Origin of the sequence: Nocardia lasii (genome assembly GCF_042658545.1) — a bacterium.
Classification (GTDB): Bacteria; Actinomycetota; Actinomycetes; order Mycobacteriales; family Mycobacteriaceae; genus Nocardia; species Nocardia lasii.
Map to the genome: position 1 here is coordinate 49271 of NZ_JBHSQN010000001.1, position 17425 is coordinate 66695.

The following is a 17425-nucleotide window of genomic DNA, read 5'->3' on the forward strand; positions in this document are numbered from 1 at the left end:
TCGCCGATGAACTCAGGTGGCTCGGTGTGCGGGTCTACTCCCCCGTGGCGACCGGGCGCTTCGGGTCGTTGGACCATTGGGACCAGGAGCCCGGGTAGAGGGCGGCGTCTATGCCTGCGACGGCTAGGGCGGCTATTTGGTGGGCGGCGGTGACGCCGGAGCCGCAGTAGACGGCGATCGGGCCGGGGGTGTGGGGGGCGAAGCGGGCGCGGAGTTCTTCGGGGGTGCGGAAGTGGCCGGTGGGGGTGAGGTTTTCGGCGGTGGGGGCGCTGTGGGCGCCGGGGATGTGGCCGGCGCGGGGGTCGATCGGTTCGACGTCGCCGCGGTAGCGTTCGGCGGCGCGGGCGTCGAGCAGGACGCCGGACCAGGTGGCGGCGATGTCGGCGTCGATCACGGGCAGGCCGCCGGGGCGGACCACGAGGTCGCCGTCGACGGGGTCGGGTTCGGCGCCGGTCGCGAGTTCGCCGCCGGTGGCGAGCCAGGCGGGCAGGCCGCCGTCGAGGATGCGGACGTTCTCGACGCCTGCCCAGCGCAGCAGCCACCAGGCGCGGGCCGCGGCCATGCCGCCGGTGGCGTCGTAGACCACGACGGGTTCGCCCTCGTTCAGACCCCAACTGCGGGCGCACTTCTCGAAGGTGCCGGGGTCGGGCAGGGGGTGCCTGCCGCGGGCCGGTGAGGGGGCGGCGGCCAGTTCGGTTTCCAGGTCGACGAAGACCGCGCCCGGGATGTGGCCGTCGAGGTAGTGCTGCGGACCGTCCGGGTCGCCCAGCGCCCACCGCACATCCAGTAGGTGAATCGCCTTGTCCGACAGCTCTTCTCGCAGCTCCGCCGACGAGATCAACACCGCGCCCACTACCACTCCTCCCAGCCGCCCCCGCCTGCCGAACCGTTCGGCGATACCCTACGCACCGAACCGGCCACGCACCCTCGAATGGCGCGCCAACACCTCGCCCATCCCCTGTTCGGGGGGCTGCCCCGACCCCACGATGCGGGCCCGCCTCGAAACCGGACCGGCCGACCGCGCCCAACTGGACCTGCCACCGAGCGGGTGAATCAGTCCAGTTTCGCGGTACTGGCTGGCGACGGCCGGGGTCGAGTCGGGCAGGATCGGCACAATGTCGCAGGTCTCCACCGTTTCCCCCGATGTCGCCGACGAACCGGCGGGTATCGCGCAACCGCTCGGCGCGGGTGCCATCACCGCACTGGTCGGATTCACCAGTTCGTTCGCGGTGGTGTTGGCGGGGCTGCGGGCCGTGGGGGCGACGCCTGCGCAGGCCGCGTCGGGGTTGCTGGTGCTGTGCTTCACGCAGGGCATCGGGATTCTGCTGTTGAGTTTCCGGTATCGGATTCCGATCACCCTGGCCTGGTCGACGCCGGGCGCGGCCCTGCTCGCGAGTACCGGGCTGGTGGTGGGCGGGTGGGCCGGCGCGGTCGCGGCGTTCGCGCTGACCGGCGTGCTCATCGTGATCACCGGACTGTGGCAGCGGCTCGGGTCGCTGGTGGCCGCGATTCCGGTGCCGATCGCGCAGGCGATGCTGGCCGGGGTGCTGCTGCCGCTGTGTCTGGCGCCGGTACAGGCGTTGCGGACCTCGCCCGCGGTGGTGGTGCCGGTGATTCTGGTCTGGTTGGTGCTGCAACGGTTCGCGCCGAAATGGGCGGTGCTGGTCGCGTTCGCCACGGCGGCGGTCGGCACCGGGATCGACATCGTCGTCAACGATCGACACCTGAACTTCTCGGCGATGGTTCCGAGCGTGGAATTCACGGTGCCGCACTGGCATTGGCAGGCGATCGTCGGAATCACGATCCCGCTCTACATCGTCACGATGGCCTCGCAGAACATTCCCGGCGTGGCCGTGATGCGCTCGTTCGACTTCCAGGTCCCCTGGCGCGCGTCCATGCTCGTCACCGGCGTCGGCACCATCGCCGGCGCGGCGGCGGGCGGCCACGCCATCAACCTCGCCGCCATCAGCGCCGCTTTGGCCGCCGCCCCCAGCGCGAGCCCCGACCCCAAACGCCGCTGGATCGCCGCGGCCACGGCCGGCGCCACCTACCTCGTCCTCGGCCTGGCCTCCGCCGCCCTGGTCACCCTCATCGCCGCCGCGCCCGCGGGCACCCTCGAAACCGTCGCGGGCCTGGCCCTACTCGCCACCCTCGCCGCCGCCCTGACCGGCGCCCTCAGCGACCCCACCCACCGCATCGCCGCCCTGGTCACCTTCCTCGTAGCCGCCTCCGGCACCACCCTCTTCGGCATCGGCGGCGCCTTCTGGGCCCTCCTCGCCGGCCTGCTCGTCCGCCGCTTCCTGCCCGCCGGAACCTGACACCTACGTCGCGGGGTCGGCGAGGCGGTCGAGGAGGGGGGCGGTGCGGGGGCCTACGAGTTCGCGCATGACCAGGGCCATGTTGGTGCGCTCTACGCCGGGGATCTTCAGGATGGCGCCGGCGATGCGGTAGAGGTCGTCGGCGTCGCGGGCGACGATGCGGACGGTGAGGTCGGTGGCGCCGGTCATGCCGCAGACCTCGGTGACCTCGGGGACGTCGGCGAGTTCGTCGACGACCGCGTCGAGACGGTGCTGGTCGACCACGACGGCGACGAAGGCCGCCAGCGGGTAGCCGAGGGCGCGGGGTTCGACGCGACGCTCGAAGCTGCCGAGTACGCCGCCGGCGTCCCAGCGAGCCAATCGGGCCTGGACAGTGTTGCGTGACAGGCCGAGGCGGGCCGCGAGTTCCACGCCGGTGGCGCGGGGGCTGGCGATCAATTCGCGCAGGAGTCGCGCGTCGGTGGCGTCGAGGGTCACGTCGGGTTCGCGACTGGTCATACGACGCAGTATGACAGCTGCGCGACCCCTGAGAACGTGCATTCTGCTCAGCTGTGCGCGTGCCGCTTGCGCACACCGCGTAATCGTGGATGCTATGTGATACACGTCGCACTCAGCGGGGTGTCGTACCTGCATCGGCCCATAAGGCGCGAGGCGAGGAGGCGATCTCGATGTCGCAGAAGCAGACCTATCCGGTCCAGTTGATCCAGCCCGACGGTCGGCGCGTGCACGACCGGGAACATCGCGCGCTGGTCGCCGATATCGATGCCGAGCGGTTGCGGCAGCTGTATCGCGACATGGTCGTCACCCGCCGCATCGACGTGGAGGCGACGGCGCTGCAACGTCAGGGCCAGCTCGGGTTGTGGCCGCCGCTGCTGGGCCAGGAGGCCGCCCAGGTCGGCTCCGCACACGCCCTGCACCCCGACGACTACGCCTTCTGCTCCTATCGCGAGACCGCCGTCGCCTACTGCCGCGGCGTGCCGCCCGAGCAGCTCACGGCCCTGTGGCGCGGCGTCGCGCACCACTGCTGGGACCCCGACGAGGTCAATATGACCAACGCCAATATCGTCGTCGGCTCGCAGGGTCTGCACGCCACCGGCTACGCCTACGCCGCCCACCTCGACGGCGCCGACATCGCCACCATCGCCTACTTCGGTGACGGCGCGACGAGCGAGGGCGATATCGCCGAGGCGCTCGGGTTCGCGGCGGCGTGGAGCGCGCCGGTGGTGTTCTTCTGCCAGAACAATCAGTGGGCGATCAGCGAACCGGTGTCGGTGCAGAGCACGGTGCCGCTGGTGCGCCGGGCCGACGGGTACGGGATCGCGGGCGTGCAGGTCGACGGCAACGATGTGCTCGCGGTGCTGGCCGTCACCCGCCAGGCCGTCGAACGCGCCCGCTCCGGCGGCGGCCCCACCTTCATCGAGGCGATGACCTACCGGATGGGCCCGCACACCACCGCCGACGACCCCACCCGCTACCGCACCGCCGCCGACACCGAGTACTGGGGCAGGCGCGACCCGATCGAACGTGTGCGCCTGCTCCTCGAGCGCGAAGGCGAGCTCTCCCCCGAGTTCGAGGCACAGGTCACCGCCGAGGCCGACGAGGTCGCCCGCCGCCTGCGCGCCGCCACACTGGGCATGGCCGACCCCGACCCGGAGCGCATGTTCGACCACGTCTACGCGACCGAACATCCCCTGATGACCGAAGAGCGCCAACAGCTCTCGGACTTTCTCGCCGAAGGAGCGCCGTCATGATCACCACCTTCGCCGCCGCCCTGAACACCGGTCTGCGCCGCTCGATGGAGGACGACACCAAGGTCGTGCTGCTCGGCGAGGACATCGGCCGACTCGGCGGGGTGTTCCGGGTGACCGACACCTTGCAGAAGGACTTCGGCGACAACCGCGTGATCGATACCCCGCTGGCTGAATCCGGCATCGTCGGAACGGCTTTCGGCATGGCTCTGCGCGGGTATCGGCCGGTGGTGGAGATCCAGTTCGACGGGTTCGTCTATCCCGCGTTCGACCAGATCGTCTCCCAGGTCGCCAAGATCCACTACCGCACCGGCGGAAAGGTGAAGGCGCCGTTGACGATCCGCATTCCGTTCGGCGGCGGCATCGGGGCGGTGGAGCACCATTCGGAATCGCCGGAGGTGTATTTCGCGCATACGGCGGGCCTGCGGGTTGTATCACCGAGTACGCCCGCTGACGCCTATTCGATGATTCGCCAGGCTATTTCACACGATGACCCCGTCATTTTCTTCGAACCGAAGCGTCGCTACTGGGACAAGGCCGACGTAGATTTCGAAGGGGAACCGGATCTGCCGCTGCATCGCGCCAGGGTCCGCACCAGCGGCGACGACGCCACCGTGCTGGCCTACGGCGGCACCGTCGCCACCGCGTTGACGGCGGCGAAAATCGCGGCCGAGGAAGGACATTCGCTCGAGGTGATCGACCTGCGCAGCCTCTCGCCGCTCGATATCGACACGATCGCCGAGTCGGTGAACAAGACCGGCAGGTTGATCATCGTGCACGAGGCGCCGGTGTTCGCGGGGCTCGGCGCCGAGATCGCCGCCCGGATCACCGAACGCTGTTTCTATCAACTCGAGGCGCCGGTGCTGCGCGTCGGTGGCTACGACATCCCCTACCCCCCGGCTAAGCTCGAAAAGCACCACCTGCCCGACCCGGACCGCATTCTGGCGGCGGTCGACCGCTGTTTAGCCGCGTGACGAAAGGTGCCCCCTGTGCCGGAACCAACCGCCGACGATGACGGTCACGTTCTCGAATTCCGCCTCCCCGACCTGGGCGAAGGGTTGGCCGACGGCGATCTGGTGTCGTGGGCGGTCGCGGTGGGCGACACGGTGGAGCTGAACCAGACCATCGCCGAGGTGGAGACCGCGAAGGCGGTGGTGGCGCTGCCCTCGCCGTTCTCCGGGGTGGTGGTCGAACTGTTGGCGCGGCCGGGTGACACGGTGCCGGTGGGCGCGCCGCTGATCCGGGTGCGCAACGATCTCGAGGTGGCTGCCGCGCCCCGCACGGATGTGCTGGTCGGGTACGGGCCGGAGGCCGAATCCACTTCGCGGCGAAGGAAACCCGTGCCGTCGATGGCGGCGAGCACGCCGAGCACGCATCGGGCCGCGGCGACGCCCGCGGCGCGCAAGCTGGCCAAGGAACTCGATATCGACCTGTGGTTCGTCGCGGGTTCGGGGCCGGAGGGTGCGGTGACGGTCGAGGACGTAAGGTCGGCGGTGCCGGTGACGCAACCGCGCACGCCGGTCCGGGTCGGCGCTGCCGCCGCGCCGCCGCCGAACGGGCACGTCACCGACGCGGCCGGGCTCATCGAGTCGGGCGCGCGCGAGGACCGCACCCCCATCACGGGCATCCGCAAGCGCACCGCCGCGGCGATGCAGGCCAGTGCGCGCACGATCCCGCAGGCTTCCACCTTCGTCACCGTCGACTGCACGGCCTCGATGGAACTGCTCGACCACCTGCGCACGACCAAGTCCTTCGCCGAGCTCACCCTCACCCCGCTGGCGCTGGTCGCCAAGGCGGTGCTGGCGGCGATCGGCGAGTACCCCGGGATCAATACCGCCTGGGACGAACAGAACCAGGAAATCGTCACCAAGCACTACGTGAACCTGGGGATCGCGGTGGCCTCGGACCGTGGCCTGATGGTGCCCAATATCAAGGACGCGCACTCGCTGAGCCTGCGCGAACTGTGCCGCGAGATCAGCTGGGCCGCCGACACCGCCCGCTCCGGCAACGCGACCCCGAACGACCTACGCGGGGGAACTTTCACCCTCACCAATGTGGGCGTCTTCGGCGTCGACACCGGTGTCCCCCTGGTCAATCCGGGCGAAGCGGCGATCCTGTGCCTCGGCTCGATTCGCCAGCGGCCGTGGGTTTTCCGCGACGAGCTGGCCATTCGGTGGATCACCACCCTCGGGATCAGCTTCGACCATCGCATGATCGACGGCGAACTGGGCGCGCGCTTCCTCGCCACCACGGCGGGGTTCCTCGAGGACCCGTTGACTCTGCTCAGTCGCGTCTGAACCACCTCGGCGCGGCTGTCGCGCCGCGCCCTCGACCGGACGCTGGATTCGAGCCGCGCGACCGGTGCGGCCGAGGTATGCGCAGGTCCCCGTGGGCCGGTCCATGGTGGGGAAAGCGGTGCGGGGGCCGTGGGGGCGCGGTTATCGTGCGGGGATGGAGATAGCGGGCAAAGTCGCGATTGTTACGGGGGCGGGGGCGGGGATCGGGGCCGCGTTGGCGCATCGGTTGGTGGCCGGGGACGCGCGGGTGGTGGTCGCCGATCTCGATGTCGGGAATGCGGAGAAGGTTGCCGCCGAACTCGGTGGTGACGCGGTCGCGGTCGGTGGGGACGTGGCCGACGAGGCGGTGATCGCGGAATTGATCGCTGTCGCCGAACGCGAATTCGGGCCGGTCGAAATGTATTTCGCGAACGCGGGGATCGGGGGTGGGCCAGGTCTCGACAGTACCGAGGCGCAGTGGGCCGCCACCATCGACGTCAATGTGATGGCGCACGTGCGTGCTGCGAAATTGCTCGTGCCCGGCTGGGTCGAGCGCGGCAGCGGATACTTCGTCGCCACGGCGTCGGCCGCGGGGCTGCTGACCCAAATCGGTTCCGCCCCTTATTCGGTGACCAAGCACGCGGCGGTCGGGTTCGCGGAGTGGTTGTCGGTGACCTACGGCGACAAGGGAGTTCGGGTGAGCTGCCTGTGTCCGATGGGCGTGGACACCCAACTGCTCACCGGCGGGCTCATTCCCGACAACCCGGAGGCCGGTGAACTGGCCGTCAAGGCGGTACGGACGGCGGGAGCGGTGTTGACGCCCGAGGAGGTCGCCGACACGGTGGTCGCCGCGATGGCCGAGGAGCACTTCCTGATCCTGCCGCACCCGGAAGTTCTGCAGATGTATCGCAACAAGAGCGGCGACTACGACCGGTGGATTTCGGGCATGCGCCGGTACCAGAGCATGCTCGGCGGGTGAGAATAGCTGCGCGATCGCTCGATTCCTGTCACGATGGTCATCAGCCGCCGATCACGATCCGCTGACCGGCGGAGGTCTACGCGGAGATCCGGCGATGGCGAAACTGATGTATTTCAAGAAAGTTCGTGACGAACGCACCGAAGTCGAATATGTCTGGGGTCCGAGCCGAGAACAACTCGACTACTCCCTGGTGATCGACAAGACCACCTTCGCCGCGCTACCCGGGCCACCGGGCTCCCCGGCGGGCCAGATCATCCTGCGCGCCCGCAGGGGAAGTGAGTGGCCCGAGGTGGGCGTTATCGCGTCCTGAGAGGCCGACAGACCGGGCCCGGACGAGACATTCCCCAGAAGTTGGAGTTATCGCGTCCTGAGCCCTATTCGGTGACGAGTTCCGCGGCTGCCGTGCGCACCACGTCGGGAATCGCCACCGGTTTGCGGGTCTCGGCGTCGACATAGACGTGGACGAACTCGCCCGTCGCGGCGAGTTCGAGACCCTCCGCGCCCGTGCGGAAGATCGCCAGGTCGTAGGTGATGCTCGAGGTGCCGAGGCGCGCGATGCGCAGGCCGACCCGCAGCTCGTCGGGGAAGCTCACCGAACCGTGGAATCGGCACGAGGTCTGGGCGACGACGCCGATCGCGGGCAGCGCGGTGATGTCGGTGCCGGTGGCGCGCATCAGCCAGGCGTTCACGGCGGTGTCGAAGTAGGAGTAGTAGGTCACGTTGTTGACGTGGCCGTACTGATCGTTGTCGGCCCACCGGGTCGGCATCGGCCACAGGACGGGATAGCTCATCGGGCCATCATGCCGCGCCGCGCTGTCGGTGATCGCGCGGACTCACACCGAAATGGCGCTTGAACGCGGTACTGAGGGCGAACGCGCTGCCGTAACCGACCTGGTGGGCGATGGCCTCCACGGTCGCGTCGGATTCGGCGAGCAGGTCCGCGGCCAGCGAGAGCCGCCATTCGGTCAGGAACGTCATCGGCGGTTCCCCGACGAGTTCGGCGAACCGGCGCGCCAGGGCCGCCCGCGACATGCCGACCGCCTCGGCCAGCGCCACCACCGTCCAGGGGTGGGCCGGATTGTGTTGCAGCAGGCGCAATGCCTTGCCGATGAGCGGGTCGCTGTAGGCGTGGTACCAGGCGGGGGCGTCGTCGCGGGCGAACCAGGCGCGCAGGGCGGCGATGAGCAGCAGGTCGAGCAGGCGGTCCAGGACAGCGGTCTGGGCGGGCAGGTCCTTGGTGGCCTCGTCGACGAGCAGGTCGAGCAGGCGGGTGTCGAGTTCACCGCGCGCCAGCACCGCCACCGGCGGCAGGGCACGCAGTAGTCGCCTGCTCACCGCACCGGCCGACTCGTAGGTTCCGGTGACCATGAGGGTCTCGCCGTCGGGGTCGGTACCCCACTGGCGCACGCCCAGACTCAGTGTCTCGCACAGGATCTCACCGTCGGGCGTGGTGGTGACCTGCCCCGGTCGGATCACGATCTGCGGCTCGGTCGCCGGGTCGTCGGCCACCGTGTAGGGCGCGGGCCCACGGAACACCGCGACATCACCCGCGCGGAGCTGGCGCGGCGGCCCGGAATCGGTACTGACCCAAGCGTTTCCACGAATCATCGCGAGCACCGTCAACGGCGCCTCGTCCTGCACGCGCAGTGACCACGGCGGGTCGAGCAAGGAACACATGAGGAACGCACCCCGTGCCCGTGGACCTTCGAGTAATGCCGCTAACGCATCCACTGGCTGTTCCGCCTCTCCGTGATTCCCGGCCGGACCACGTACCGCCGTCGTGTCGTGGGCGTCGGCGAGCCGCACCCCGAAATCCACGGTAGACGAAGGCGCATGTTCGTGAGCGTCGCGACGATGTTGCCGCGACCTTCCCGACGGTGTACTTATCTCATGACCAACAACGCTTCTGACCAGCAGCTTTCCCTCATCACCGGCGCGACGGGCAAGACCGGCGGCCGGGTCGCCGCCCTCCTCGAGGCCGGGGGCCATCGGGTCCGACGCGGGTCGCGCACCGCCGCGATCCCCTTCGACTGGACCGACCGCGACACCTGGGCACCCGCTCTGACCGGCGTCGACTCCGTCTACCTCGCCTTCCAACCCGACCTGGCCGTCCCCGGCGCCCCGGACGTGATCCGCGCGTTCACCGCCGCCGCCCGTGCCGCCGGGGTCGGCTCGGTGGTGTTGCTGTCGGGTCGCGGGGAACCCGAGGCGCTGGAATGCGAAGCGATCGTGCGGGATTCGGGTCTGAGGTGGACCATCGTGCGGTGCAGCTTCTTCGCCCACAACTTCAGCGAGGGCGCCTTCCTCGACGACGTGCTGGCCGGAACCGTCGCGCTGCCCAACGGCGAGGTGGGAGAGCCGTTCGTGCACGTCGACGACATCGCCGAAGTGGCGGCGGCCGCCCTCACCGACCCCCGCCACGCCGGCGAACTCTACGAACTCACCGGCCCGCGCGCCCTCACCTTCGCCGAGGCCGTGGGCGAGATCGCCGAAGCCACCGGCCGCGACATCGCGTTCGTCCCCGTCACCCGCCCCGAATTCGTCGCGGCCCTGACCGAATACCAGCTCCCCCAGGATGTGATCACCCTGCTCGACTACCTCTTCGGCACCGTCCTCGACGGCCGCAACACCCCCACCGCCGACGGCGTCCAGCGCGCCCTCGGCCGCGCACCCCGCGACTTCGCCCGCTACGCAAAAGAAACCGCCGCCACCGGCGTCTGGACCCCGCTGGACAACTGATCACCACGCTCTGGTGGCGCAATCCACCGGCATCTCGCGCCACCAGAGCGTGGTGATCTTGAACCCCCGGCCGGGAGCGGGATGCCGTTCGGCGTATCGCGGAATGGGGGTGGGGTGGGGCGGTAGCGTCGAATCGGTGAGTGGCGCGTGGGGGCTTCGGCTGAGTCGGGTGGCGGTGTTCGGGGCGTTCACGTTGAGCGGCATTCTGTTGGCGCTGTGGGTGGTGCACATTCCGGCGATCACCGCGCAGACCGGTGTATCGCCGGCGACGCTCGGGGTGCTCGTGCTGCTCATGGCGGGCGCGGCGCTGGTGGGGATGCGCGCGGCCGGGCCCGCGGCGGACCGGTTCGGCAGTCGGACGCTGGTGGGGGTGGCGGCGGCGACCGTGTCGGTCACCATCGTCGGGCCCGCGCTGGCCACGGATGCTGTCACGTTGGCGATCGCGTTGGCGTGCTACGGGATCGGCAACGGTGCGCTCGATGTGTCGATGAATACCCAGGCGGTGTTCATCGAACGGGCCTACGGGCGACCGATCATGTCCGCGTTCCACGCCATGTTCTCCGGTGGGGCGTTCGCCGGTGCGCTGCTCGGCGCCGCCACCCAGCGGGCGGGCTGGTCACCGCAGCTGACGTTGACCTGCGCGAGCGTCGCGGGGCTCGTCGTCACCGTGTTGCTCGTGCCGCGCTTGGTCGCGCACCCGGACGCCCCGGCACAAGCGCTCGACAGCGGGACGAAACGCCCCGATCGCAGCCGGAAAGTCCTGGCCTTGGGTGCCGTCGCGTTCGTGCTGCTGCTCGCCGAAGGCGTCGCGGCGGACTGGAGCGCCCTGCAGGCCCGCGACCACCTGGGCGTGTCCGAGTCCGATGCCGCCCTGGCGTTCGGGGCCTTCTCCGCCACCATGACCCTGGGTCGTTTCCTCGCCGATCGGGTGAGCGCCGCGATCGGTCCGGTGGCCGTCCTGCGGTACGGAAGTCTGCTCGCCGCAGGCGGATTCGCTGTGATCATCGCCTCACCGTGGCTGCCGCTGACGCTGCTGGGATGGGCGCTGTGCGGGCTCGGTCTGGCCGGTGGTGTGCCGCAGATCTTCACCACTGCGGGCAACCTCGGCGGCACCACCGCGGCGACGGACATGTCGCGGGTGTTCACCATCGGTTACCTGGGACTACTGGCCGGACCGGCGTTCATCGGCTGGCTCACCGCACTGGTCCCGCTCACCGCGGCGCTGACCGTGCCGCTGATCCTGACGCTGGCGTGCGCGGGCGCGGCGCACATCGTCACCCCCCGGGGGTAGGTCGCGCCGGGGCGAGAAACTCGCTGGCACGCCCGCCCGATTCGTCGGTACCTTCGTGGGGTGACCTCGACCGAGCACGAGCAGACCCCGTCGGAAGCCACCACGAGGGCAGGCGTCAAGGAATGGATCGGGCTGGCGGTACTGGCCCTACCGACCCTGCTGATCTCGATGGACCTGAGCGTGCTCTACCTCGCGATCCCCCGGATCAGCGAGGCGCTCGAGCCCAGCAGTTCGCAACTGCTGTGGATTCTCGACATCTACGGGTTCCTGGTCGCCGGATTCCTGATCACCATGGGCACCCTCGGCGACCGCATCGGCCGCCGCAAACTGCTGATGATCGGCGCGGTCGCGTTCGGCGTCGCCTCGGTGCTCGCCGCCTACTCGACCAGCGCCGACATGCTGATCGCCACCCGCGCGCTGCTCGGCGTCGCCGGCGCGACCCTGATGCCCTCCACCCTGGCGCTGATCCGCAACATGTTCCACGACGACCGCCAGCGCACCACCGCGATCAGCGTGTGGATGACCAGCTTCATGGTCGGCATGGTGATCGGCCCGCTGGTCGGCGGCGCGATGCTCGAGCACTTCTGGTGGGGTTCGGTGTTCCTGGTCGCGGTGCCTGCGATGGTGCTGCTGCTGGCGACCGGGCCGTTCCTGCTGCCCGAGTACAAGGACCCGAACCCGGGCAAGCTCGACCTGCTCAGCGCGCTGCTGTCGCTGCTGTCGGTGATGGCCGTCATCTACGGCATCAAGGAACTGGCCAAGGACGGCTGGTCGATCGAGGCGCTCGGGGTGCTGGTGGCCGGGCTCGTGCTCGGCACGGTGTTCGTGCTGCGGCAGCGCCGCCTGACCAATCCGCTGATCGACCTGCACCTGTTCGCGAATGTGCGCTTCAGCGGGTCGCTGGTGGCGTTGATGGTGGCGATGCTGGCGATGGGCGGGCTGTTCCTGCTGCTGTCGCAGTATCTGCAACTGGTGCTGGGGCTCTCGGCCTTCCAGGCGGGACTGTGGACGGTGCCGCAGGCCGTGGCGATGGTCGTCGCCGCGGGCCTGGTGAGCGCGGTCGCGCCCAAGGTCCGACCGGCGTATCTGATGACCGGTGGCCTGGTGCTGGCGATGGTCGGGTACGCGCTGTTCACCCAGCTCTCCGGGAAGGACGATCTCGCGCTGATCGTCACCGGCATGGTGGTGTTCTCGCTGGGGCTGAGCCCGATGTTCGTACTCGGCCTCGACCTGATCGTCGGCGCGGTCGACCCGGCCCGCGCCGGTGCCGCCTCGGCGATCTCCGAGACCGGCCAGGAACTGTCGACGGCCCTGGGCGTCGCGGTGATCGGCAGCATCGGCACCGCGGTGTATCGCGGTCAGATGGAAGGCAGCATCCCGGCGGGACTGCCTGCCGAGGCCGCCCATGTCGCGGAGGACACTCTCGCGGGCGCCCTGCACGTGGCCGCGTCGCTGCCCGAGGCGCTCGGCGCCGAGCTGACCACGGTGGCCCGACAGGCCTATACCCATGCGCTGCAAGTGAATTCGATCGTCGGCATCGGACTCACCGGGATCGCCGCCGCCCTCGTGATGGTGCTGCTGCGCCATATCCCGGCCCCCGACGAAGATACCGCCACAGAATGAAATCAGGTTAGGCTAACCTCCACGAGTCGACGCCGGGCGGCTCGACCCCTGGAGGAGTTGAACGCAATGTCGAGGACCAGCAACACCACCGGCGCGGACCCCGCGTTCGTGCTCTCGCGCCCCCAGCGGATGGTGTCCGCGTCGGCCGGGGCGACGATGTTCCGCTCCGCGCACGAGGCCGTCACCGCGCTGCGCAGCGGCCGGATCAGCCACATCGTCGGGGCCCTGCCGTTCACGCCGGGCGCACCGGCGGCCCTGTGGGCGCCGGATTCGGTGACCATCACCCAGACCCCGCACGAGCCCGGCGCCCCCGCCACGCCCCGATTCGACCTCGACGCCGCGCTACCGACCCCGCAGGAGCACCGGCAGCGGGTGGCCACCGCGGTCGAGCTCCTGGCCGACCCGGCCCATCCGGTGCGAAAGGTGGTGCTGGCCAGGGCGGTTCGCGCGGCATCGCCCGAACCGGTTCGCGCGCAAGACATCCTGGATCTCATGGTCGCCTCCGACCCGCTGTCGAACGGCTTCCTGGTCGACCTGTCCGTCGCGGGCGGACGCTATCGCGGCACCACACTGGTCGGGTCGAGCCCGGAGATCCTGGTGCGCCGCACCGGCAACGAGGTGCTCAGCCACCCGCTGGCAGGCTCCGCGCGCCGCGTCCTCGACGACCCCGCCGCCGACCGCGCCGCCGCCGAAGCCCTGCTGGCCTCGAGCAAGGACCACGCCGAACACCGCTTCGTCACCGACCAGGTCGGCGCCGTGCTGCGCGAGCGCTGCGCCGACGTCGACACGCCCGCACCGGAACTCACCTCCACCCCTGCCATGTGGCACCTGGGCACCCCCATCACCGCCACCGTCCCGCTGGCCGGTCCCTCGGCGCTGGAACTGGCCATCGCCCTGCACCCGACCCCCGCCGTCTGCGGCACCCCCACCGCCGCGGCAGCCAGGGTGATCGCCGAACTCGAGGGCGAACGCGGCTTCTACGCGGGCGCGGTGGGCTGGTGCGACGCCGACGGCAACGGCGAGTGGATGGTCAGCATCCGCTGCGCCGAACTGGCCGCCGACGGCACCGCGCTGCTGGCCTACGCGGGCGGCGGCATCGTCGCCGAATCCGACCCGGCCGCCGAACTGGCCGAGACCACCGGCAAACTCCAGCGCATCCTCGGGCCGCTTGGCATCACCGAACTGCCGGTCGGCGTCGGCTGAGAACACCCGCTATCGAATAGGGGCCGGTGCCGTCTACGGACGGTAGCGACCCCTATTCGTGTCTCGGCCCTACCCCGGAAACGACGACGGTCGCCGCAACCTCTCGGATCGAGAGTGTTGCGACGACCGCGTGTGCCGACGCTGATTCGCCTGTCCTACAGCGCTTTCAGTTCCTCGGTGACCGAGCTGACCGACTTCTTCGCGTCGCCGAACAGCATCGAGGTGTGGTCGGCGTAGAACAGCGGGTTGTCGATACCGGCGAAACCGGAGTTCATCGAGCGCTTGAGCACGATGACGCTCTTGGCCTGGTCGACGTTGAGCACCGGCATGCCGTAGATCGGGCTGGACTTGTCGTCGCGGGCGGCCGGGTTGGTGACGTCGTTGGCGCCGATGACCAGGACCACATCGGTGCGGTTGAACTCACCGTTGATGTCGTCCATTTCCTTCATGGCGTCGTAGGAGACCTCGGCCTCGGCCAGCAGCACGTTCATGTGACCGGGCATCCGGCCGGCGACCGGGTGGATCGCGTACTTGACCTCGACACCCTTGGCCTCGAGCAGCAGCGCCATCTCCTTGACCGCGTGCTGGGCCTGCGCCACGGCCATGCCGTAACCGGGGACCACGATGACCTGGTTGGCGTAGGCCATCTGGATCGCGGCGTCGGCGGCCGAGGTGGCCTTGGCCGACTTCGCCTCACCGTCACCGGAGGCCGCCGCCGCGCCGCCGCCACCGAAGCCACCGGCCACGATCGCGGGGATGGAGCGGTTCATGGCCTTGGCCATCAGGTTGGTGAGGATGGTGCCCGAGGCGCCCACGATCATGCCCGCGACGATCATCGCGGTGTTGTTCAGCGCCAGACCCGCCGCCGCGGCCGACAGCCCGGTCAGCGCGTTGAGCAGCGAGATGACGACCGGCATGTCCGCGCCGCCGATCGGCAGCACGACCATCAGGCCGAGCACACCGGCGAGCACGAGCAGCCCGATCATCCACAGCTGCGAGACGCCGCCGTTGTCGGCGCCGAGGCCGATCACCACGGCACACACGATCGAGCCGACGAGCAGGATCAGGTTCAGCGGCTGCTGCAACCGGCCGACGCTGATCGGCTTGCCCGACAGGATCTCCTGCAACTTCGCGAAGGCGATGATCGAGCCCCAGAAGGAGATCGAACCGATCACCGCGGCGAACAGCGAACCGATGATGATGTGGATCGTCGGCTCGGAGTGCAGCTCGGAAAAGCCCGCGCTGTCGACGAATTCGGCCCACGCGATCAACGCGACGGTGCCACCACCGACACCGTTGAACGCCGCGACCAGCTGCGGCATCTCGGTCATCTTGGTGCGCACGGCGGGCGGAACACCCAGTGCCACACCGACGATCAGACCCGCGCCGATCAGGATCCAATTGAGCAGGGCCGCGTGCCGCACCGAGATCAGGGTGGCGACGACGGCGATGGCCATGCCGACCGCGGCGATCTGGTTGCCGCGCACGGCGGTCTTCGGGCCGGTCAGGCCCATCAGACCGTAGATGAACATGGAGAAGGCCACGATGTAGAGGCCGTTGACCAGGTAGGTCATGTTGTCGACTGCGTGCATCACTCGGCCGCCTTCTTCTTACCCTTGAACATGCCGAGCATGCGGTCGGTGACCACGAAGCCGCCGATGACGTTCAGCGTGCCGAACACCACCGCGACGAACAGGATCACCTGCACCAGCAGCGACGGGTCCTTGACATTGCCCAGCGTCACCAGCGCGCCGAGCACGACGATGCCGTGAATGGCGTTGGTGCCCGACATCAGCGGGGTGTGCAGGGTGTTGGGGACCTTGGAGATGACCGCGAAGCCGACGAAGCCGGACAGGACGAGAATCGCGATATTGGCGAGAAGTTCGGTGTACATCAGGCTTCCACCTCACGGGTGACGCAGGAATCCGCCAGCACCTGATCCTCGAAGTCGGGCGCGAGCTTGCCCTCGACCAGCATCAGTTCCAGCAGCGCCGAGATGTTCTTCGAGTACAGCTCGGAAGCGTGCTCGGGCATCGAGGCGGGCAGGTTCAGCGGCGAGGCGATGGTCACCTCGTGCTTGACGACGATCTCGCCGGGCTCGGTGAGCTCACAGTTACCACCGGTCTCGCCGGCCAGGTCGACGATCACACTGCCGGGCTTCATGCCCTCGACAGCGGCGGCGGTGACCAGACGCGGCGCGGGACGACCCGGCACCAGCGCGGTGGTGATCACCACGTCGAAACCCTTGATGGCGTTCTCGAGCGCCTGCTGCTGCTGGGCCTTCTCCTCGTCGGTGAGTTCGCGGGCGTACCCACCCTCACCGGCGGCGTCGATGCCCAGGTCCAGCCACTGCGCGCCGACCGAACGCACCTGATCGGCGACCTCGGGTCGCACGTCGTAACCGGTGGTCCGACCGCCGAGCCGCTTGGCCGTGGCCAGCGCCTGCAGACCGGCGACACCGACACCGAGCACCAGCACGGTGGCCGGCTTGACGGTGCCCGCGGCGGTGGTGAGCATCGGGAAGAACCGGGTCGACTCCGAGGCGGCGAGCAGCACGGCCTTGTAGCCGGCCACGTTGGCCTGCGAGGACAGCGCGTCCATCACCTGCGCGCGCGAGATGCGCGGAATCGCCTCGACCGCGAACGCCTGCACACCGGCGGACTTCAACGCGCCGATCTGGTTCTCGGCATTACGCGGGGCGAGGAATCCGATCAGCGTCTGCCCGGCGGACAGCTTGGCCACCTCGGCATCGCTGGGCGGGGCCACCTTGACGACGACCTCGGCCGACCACGGATCACCGATGGTCGCACCCGCCTCGACATAGGCAGCGTCGGGAATGAGCGCGCCGAGACCCGCACCGGCTTCCACGATCACCTCGACACCCTGCTTGGACAGGGCGGGAATGATCTTGGGCACCACAGCGACTCGCCGCTCACCCGGGCCGGACTCGCGAACGACTCCGACACGCGCTCCGCGCGGCGATCCCTCGCCCACGTTTTGCGTTGTCTCCACTAGTCAGACTTCCTTCTTCGTGCTGGCTTCGAGCCTGGGAACAACGGGTCAGCCGACGTTACCCGTGAGTAGCTTCAGCTGAAATCCTGGCAACTGTACTCGGCTCGCGGTGAGCCTAGCCGAGATGCCCGTCACAACCGAGAACTGGACCGAGGACCACAAAACGGACACCTCGGACCTGATCAGCCGTGACAACGGGTTCTCTCGATCCGGCGGGCACCGATCAGTGCCCGCGC

General features: G+C 69.3%; 17 protein-coding genes. 10 read left to right on the forward strand and 7 right to left on the reverse strand.

Translation table 11 applies throughout. The features are described from left to right. Positions 1-34: 34 nt before the first annotated feature. Positions 35-853, reverse strand: a complete 819-nt coding sequence (locus tag ACFP3H_RS00250) for a sulfurtransferase (protein WP_378597913.1) — start codon at positions 851-853, stop codon at positions 35-37. A gap of 262 nt (positions 854-1115) precedes the next feature. Between ACFP3H_RS00250 and ACFP3H_RS00255 the strand changes: the two genes are divergently transcribed. Continuing rightward, a complete protein-coding gene (locus ACFP3H_RS00255) occupies positions 1116-2318 on the forward strand; it encodes a benzoate/H(+) symporter BenE family transporter (RefSeq protein WP_378597915.1) in 1203 nt (400 codons plus the stop codon). A gap of 3 nt (positions 2319-2321) precedes the next feature. On the opposite strand, the gene ACFP3H_RS00260 is transcribed toward ACFP3H_RS00255, so the two are convergent. Further along, positions 2322-2816 (reverse strand): Lrp/AsnC family transcriptional regulator, encoded by a 495-nt coding sequence (locus tag ACFP3H_RS00260; protein ID WP_378597917.1) that lies wholly within the window; start codon positions 2814-2816, stop codon positions 2322-2324. A 170-nt stretch (positions 2817-2986) separates the two neighbouring features. Here ACFP3H_RS00260 and pdhA point away from each other — a divergent pair, with 170 nt between their 5' ends. The 5 genes from pdhA to ACFP3H_RS00285 all read left to right on the forward strand — a co-directional run bounded on the left by pdhA (position 2987) and on the right by ACFP3H_RS00285 (position 7631). Beyond that, positions 2987-4069 (forward strand): pyruvate dehydrogenase (acetyl-transferring) E1 component subunit alpha, encoded by a 1083-nt coding sequence (pdhA, locus tag ACFP3H_RS00265; RefSeq protein WP_378597919.1) that lies wholly within the window; start codon positions 2987-2989, stop codon positions 4067-4069. Next, positions 4066-5040 carry an alpha-ketoacid dehydrogenase subunit beta gene (locus tag ACFP3H_RS00270; protein ID WP_378597921.1) on the forward strand — a complete coding sequence of 325 codons (975 nt, stop codon included), beginning with the start codon at positions 4066-4068 and terminating at the stop codon, positions 5038-5040. Before pdhA ends, ACFP3H_RS00270 begins: the two co-directional genes overlap by 4 nt. A 15-nt stretch (positions 5041-5055) precedes the next feature. Continuing rightward, positions 5056-6363 carry a dihydrolipoamide acetyltransferase family protein gene (locus ACFP3H_RS00275; protein ID WP_378597923.1) on the forward strand — a complete coding sequence of 436 codons (1308 nt, stop codon included), beginning with the start codon at positions 5056-5058 and terminating at the stop codon, positions 6361-6363. 154 nt (positions 6364-6517) lie between these two features. Beyond that, on the forward strand, positions 6518-7321 hold the full coding sequence (locus tag ACFP3H_RS00280; RefSeq protein ID WP_378597925.1) for an SDR family oxidoreductase: 804 nt from the start codon (positions 6518-6520) through the stop codon (positions 7319-7321). Between the two features lie 94 nt (positions 7322-7415). Further along, positions 7416-7631 carry a hypothetical protein gene (locus ACFP3H_RS00285; RefSeq protein WP_378597927.1) on the forward strand — a complete coding sequence of 72 codons (216 nt, stop codon included), beginning with the start codon at positions 7416-7418 and terminating at the stop codon, positions 7629-7631. A gap of 64 nt (positions 7632-7695) precedes the next feature. Here the strand turns inward: ACFP3H_RS00285 and ACFP3H_RS00290 are convergent, their stop codons facing one another. Continuing rightward, positions 7696-8112, reverse strand: coding sequence for an acyl-CoA thioesterase (locus ACFP3H_RS00290; RefSeq protein WP_378597929.1), 417 nt, complete (start codon positions 8110-8112; stop codon positions 7696-7698). 7 nt (positions 8113-8119) lie between these two features. Then, entirely contained in the window at positions 8120-9052 is a 933-nt protein-coding gene (locus ACFP3H_RS00295) for an AraC family transcriptional regulator (protein ID WP_378597931.1), read from the reverse strand. Positions 9053-9211: 159 nt separating this feature from the next. On the opposite strand from ACFP3H_RS00295, the gene ACFP3H_RS00300 reads away from it, so the two are divergent. The 4 genes from ACFP3H_RS00300 (at position 9212) to ACFP3H_RS00315 (ending at position 14177) form a co-directional block, all read left to right on the forward strand. Continuing rightward, complete coding sequence (locus ACFP3H_RS00300; RefSeq protein WP_378597933.1) at positions 9212-10060, forward strand: NAD(P)H-binding protein; 849 nt, start codon at positions 9212-9214, stop codon at positions 10058-10060. A 136-nt stretch (positions 10061-10196) separates the two neighbouring features. Then, entirely contained in the window at positions 10197-11351 is a 1155-nt protein-coding gene (locus tag ACFP3H_RS00305; RefSeq protein ID WP_465263746.1) for an MFS transporter, read from the forward strand. 60 nt (positions 11352-11411) lie between these two features. Continuing rightward, a complete protein-coding gene (locus ACFP3H_RS00310; protein WP_378597935.1) occupies positions 11412-12974 on the forward strand; it encodes an MFS transporter in 1563 nt (520 codons plus the stop codon). Positions 12975-13040: 66 nt separating this feature from the next. Next, positions 13041-14177, forward strand: coding sequence for an isochorismate synthase (locus ACFP3H_RS00315; protein WP_378597937.1), 1137 nt, complete (start codon positions 13041-13043; stop codon positions 14175-14177). A gap of 155 nt (positions 14178-14332) precedes the next feature. On the opposite strand, the gene ACFP3H_RS00320 is transcribed toward ACFP3H_RS00315, so the two are convergent. The 3 genes from ACFP3H_RS00320 to ACFP3H_RS00330 are packed head-to-tail and all read right to left on the reverse strand — an operon-like array spanning position 14333 to position 17189. Continuing rightward, entirely contained in the window at positions 14333-15751 is a 1419-nt protein-coding gene (locus ACFP3H_RS00320) for an NAD(P)(+) transhydrogenase (Re/Si-specific) subunit beta (RefSeq protein ID WP_378599559.1), read from the reverse strand. A gap of 17 nt (positions 15752-15768) precedes the next feature. Further along, positions 15769-16071, reverse strand: coding sequence for an NAD(P) transhydrogenase subunit alpha part 2 (locus ACFP3H_RS00325; RefSeq protein ID WP_056818017.1), 303 nt, complete (start codon positions 16069-16071; stop codon positions 15769-15771). Beyond that, positions 16071-17189 carry a Re/Si-specific NAD(P)(+) transhydrogenase subunit alpha gene (locus ACFP3H_RS00330; RefSeq protein ID WP_378597940.1) on the reverse strand — a complete coding sequence of 373 codons (1119 nt, stop codon included), beginning with the start codon at positions 17187-17189 and terminating at the stop codon, positions 16071-16073. The genes ACFP3H_RS00325 and ACFP3H_RS00330 overlap by 1 nt, the downstream gene beginning before the upstream one ends. Positions 17190-17425 lie beyond the last annotated feature (236 nt).

Bases quoted from the DNA above. Each gene is read 5' to 3' on its own strand.
- ACFP3H_RS00255 (WP_378597915.1), top strand. From the start codon at position 1,116: ATGTCGCAGGTCTCCACCGTTTCCCCCGATGTCGCCGACGAACCGGCG.
- ACFP3H_RS00260 (WP_378597917.1), bottom strand. From the start codon at position 2,816: ATGACCAGTCGCGAACCCGACGTGACCCTCGACGCCACCGACGCGCGA.
- pdhA (WP_378597919.1), top strand. From the start codon at position 2,987: ATGTCGCAGAAGCAGACCTATCCGGTCCAGTTGATCCAGCCCGACGGT.
- ACFP3H_RS00270 (WP_378597921.1), top strand. From the start codon at position 4,066: ATGATCACCACCTTCGCCGCCGCCCTGAACACCGGTCTGCGCCGCTCG.
- ACFP3H_RS00280 (WP_378597925.1), top strand. From the start codon at position 6,518: ATGGAGATAGCGGGCAAAGTCGCGATTGTTACGGGGGCGGGGGCGGGG.
- ACFP3H_RS00285 (WP_378597927.1), top strand. From the start codon at position 7,416: ATGGCGAAACTGATGTATTTCAAGAAAGTTCGTGACGAACGCACCGAA.
- ACFP3H_RS00290 (WP_378597929.1), bottom strand. From the start codon at position 8,112: ATGAGCTATCCCGTCCTGTGGCCGATGCCGACCCGGTGGGCCGACAAC.
- ACFP3H_RS00300 (WP_378597933.1), top strand. From the start codon at position 9,212: ATGACCAACAACGCTTCTGACCAGCAGCTTTCCCTCATCACCGGCGCG.
- ACFP3H_RS00315 (WP_378597937.1), top strand. From the start codon at position 13,041: ATGTCGAGGACCAGCAACACCACCGGCGCGGACCCCGCGTTCGTGCTC.
- ACFP3H_RS00320 (WP_378599559.1), bottom strand. From the start codon at position 15,751: ATGACCTACCTGGTCAACGGCCTCTACATCGTGGCCTTCTCCATGTTC.
- ACFP3H_RS00325 (WP_056818017.1), bottom strand. From the start codon at position 16,071: ATGTACACCGAACTTCTCGCCAATATCGCGATTCTCGTCCTGTCCGGC.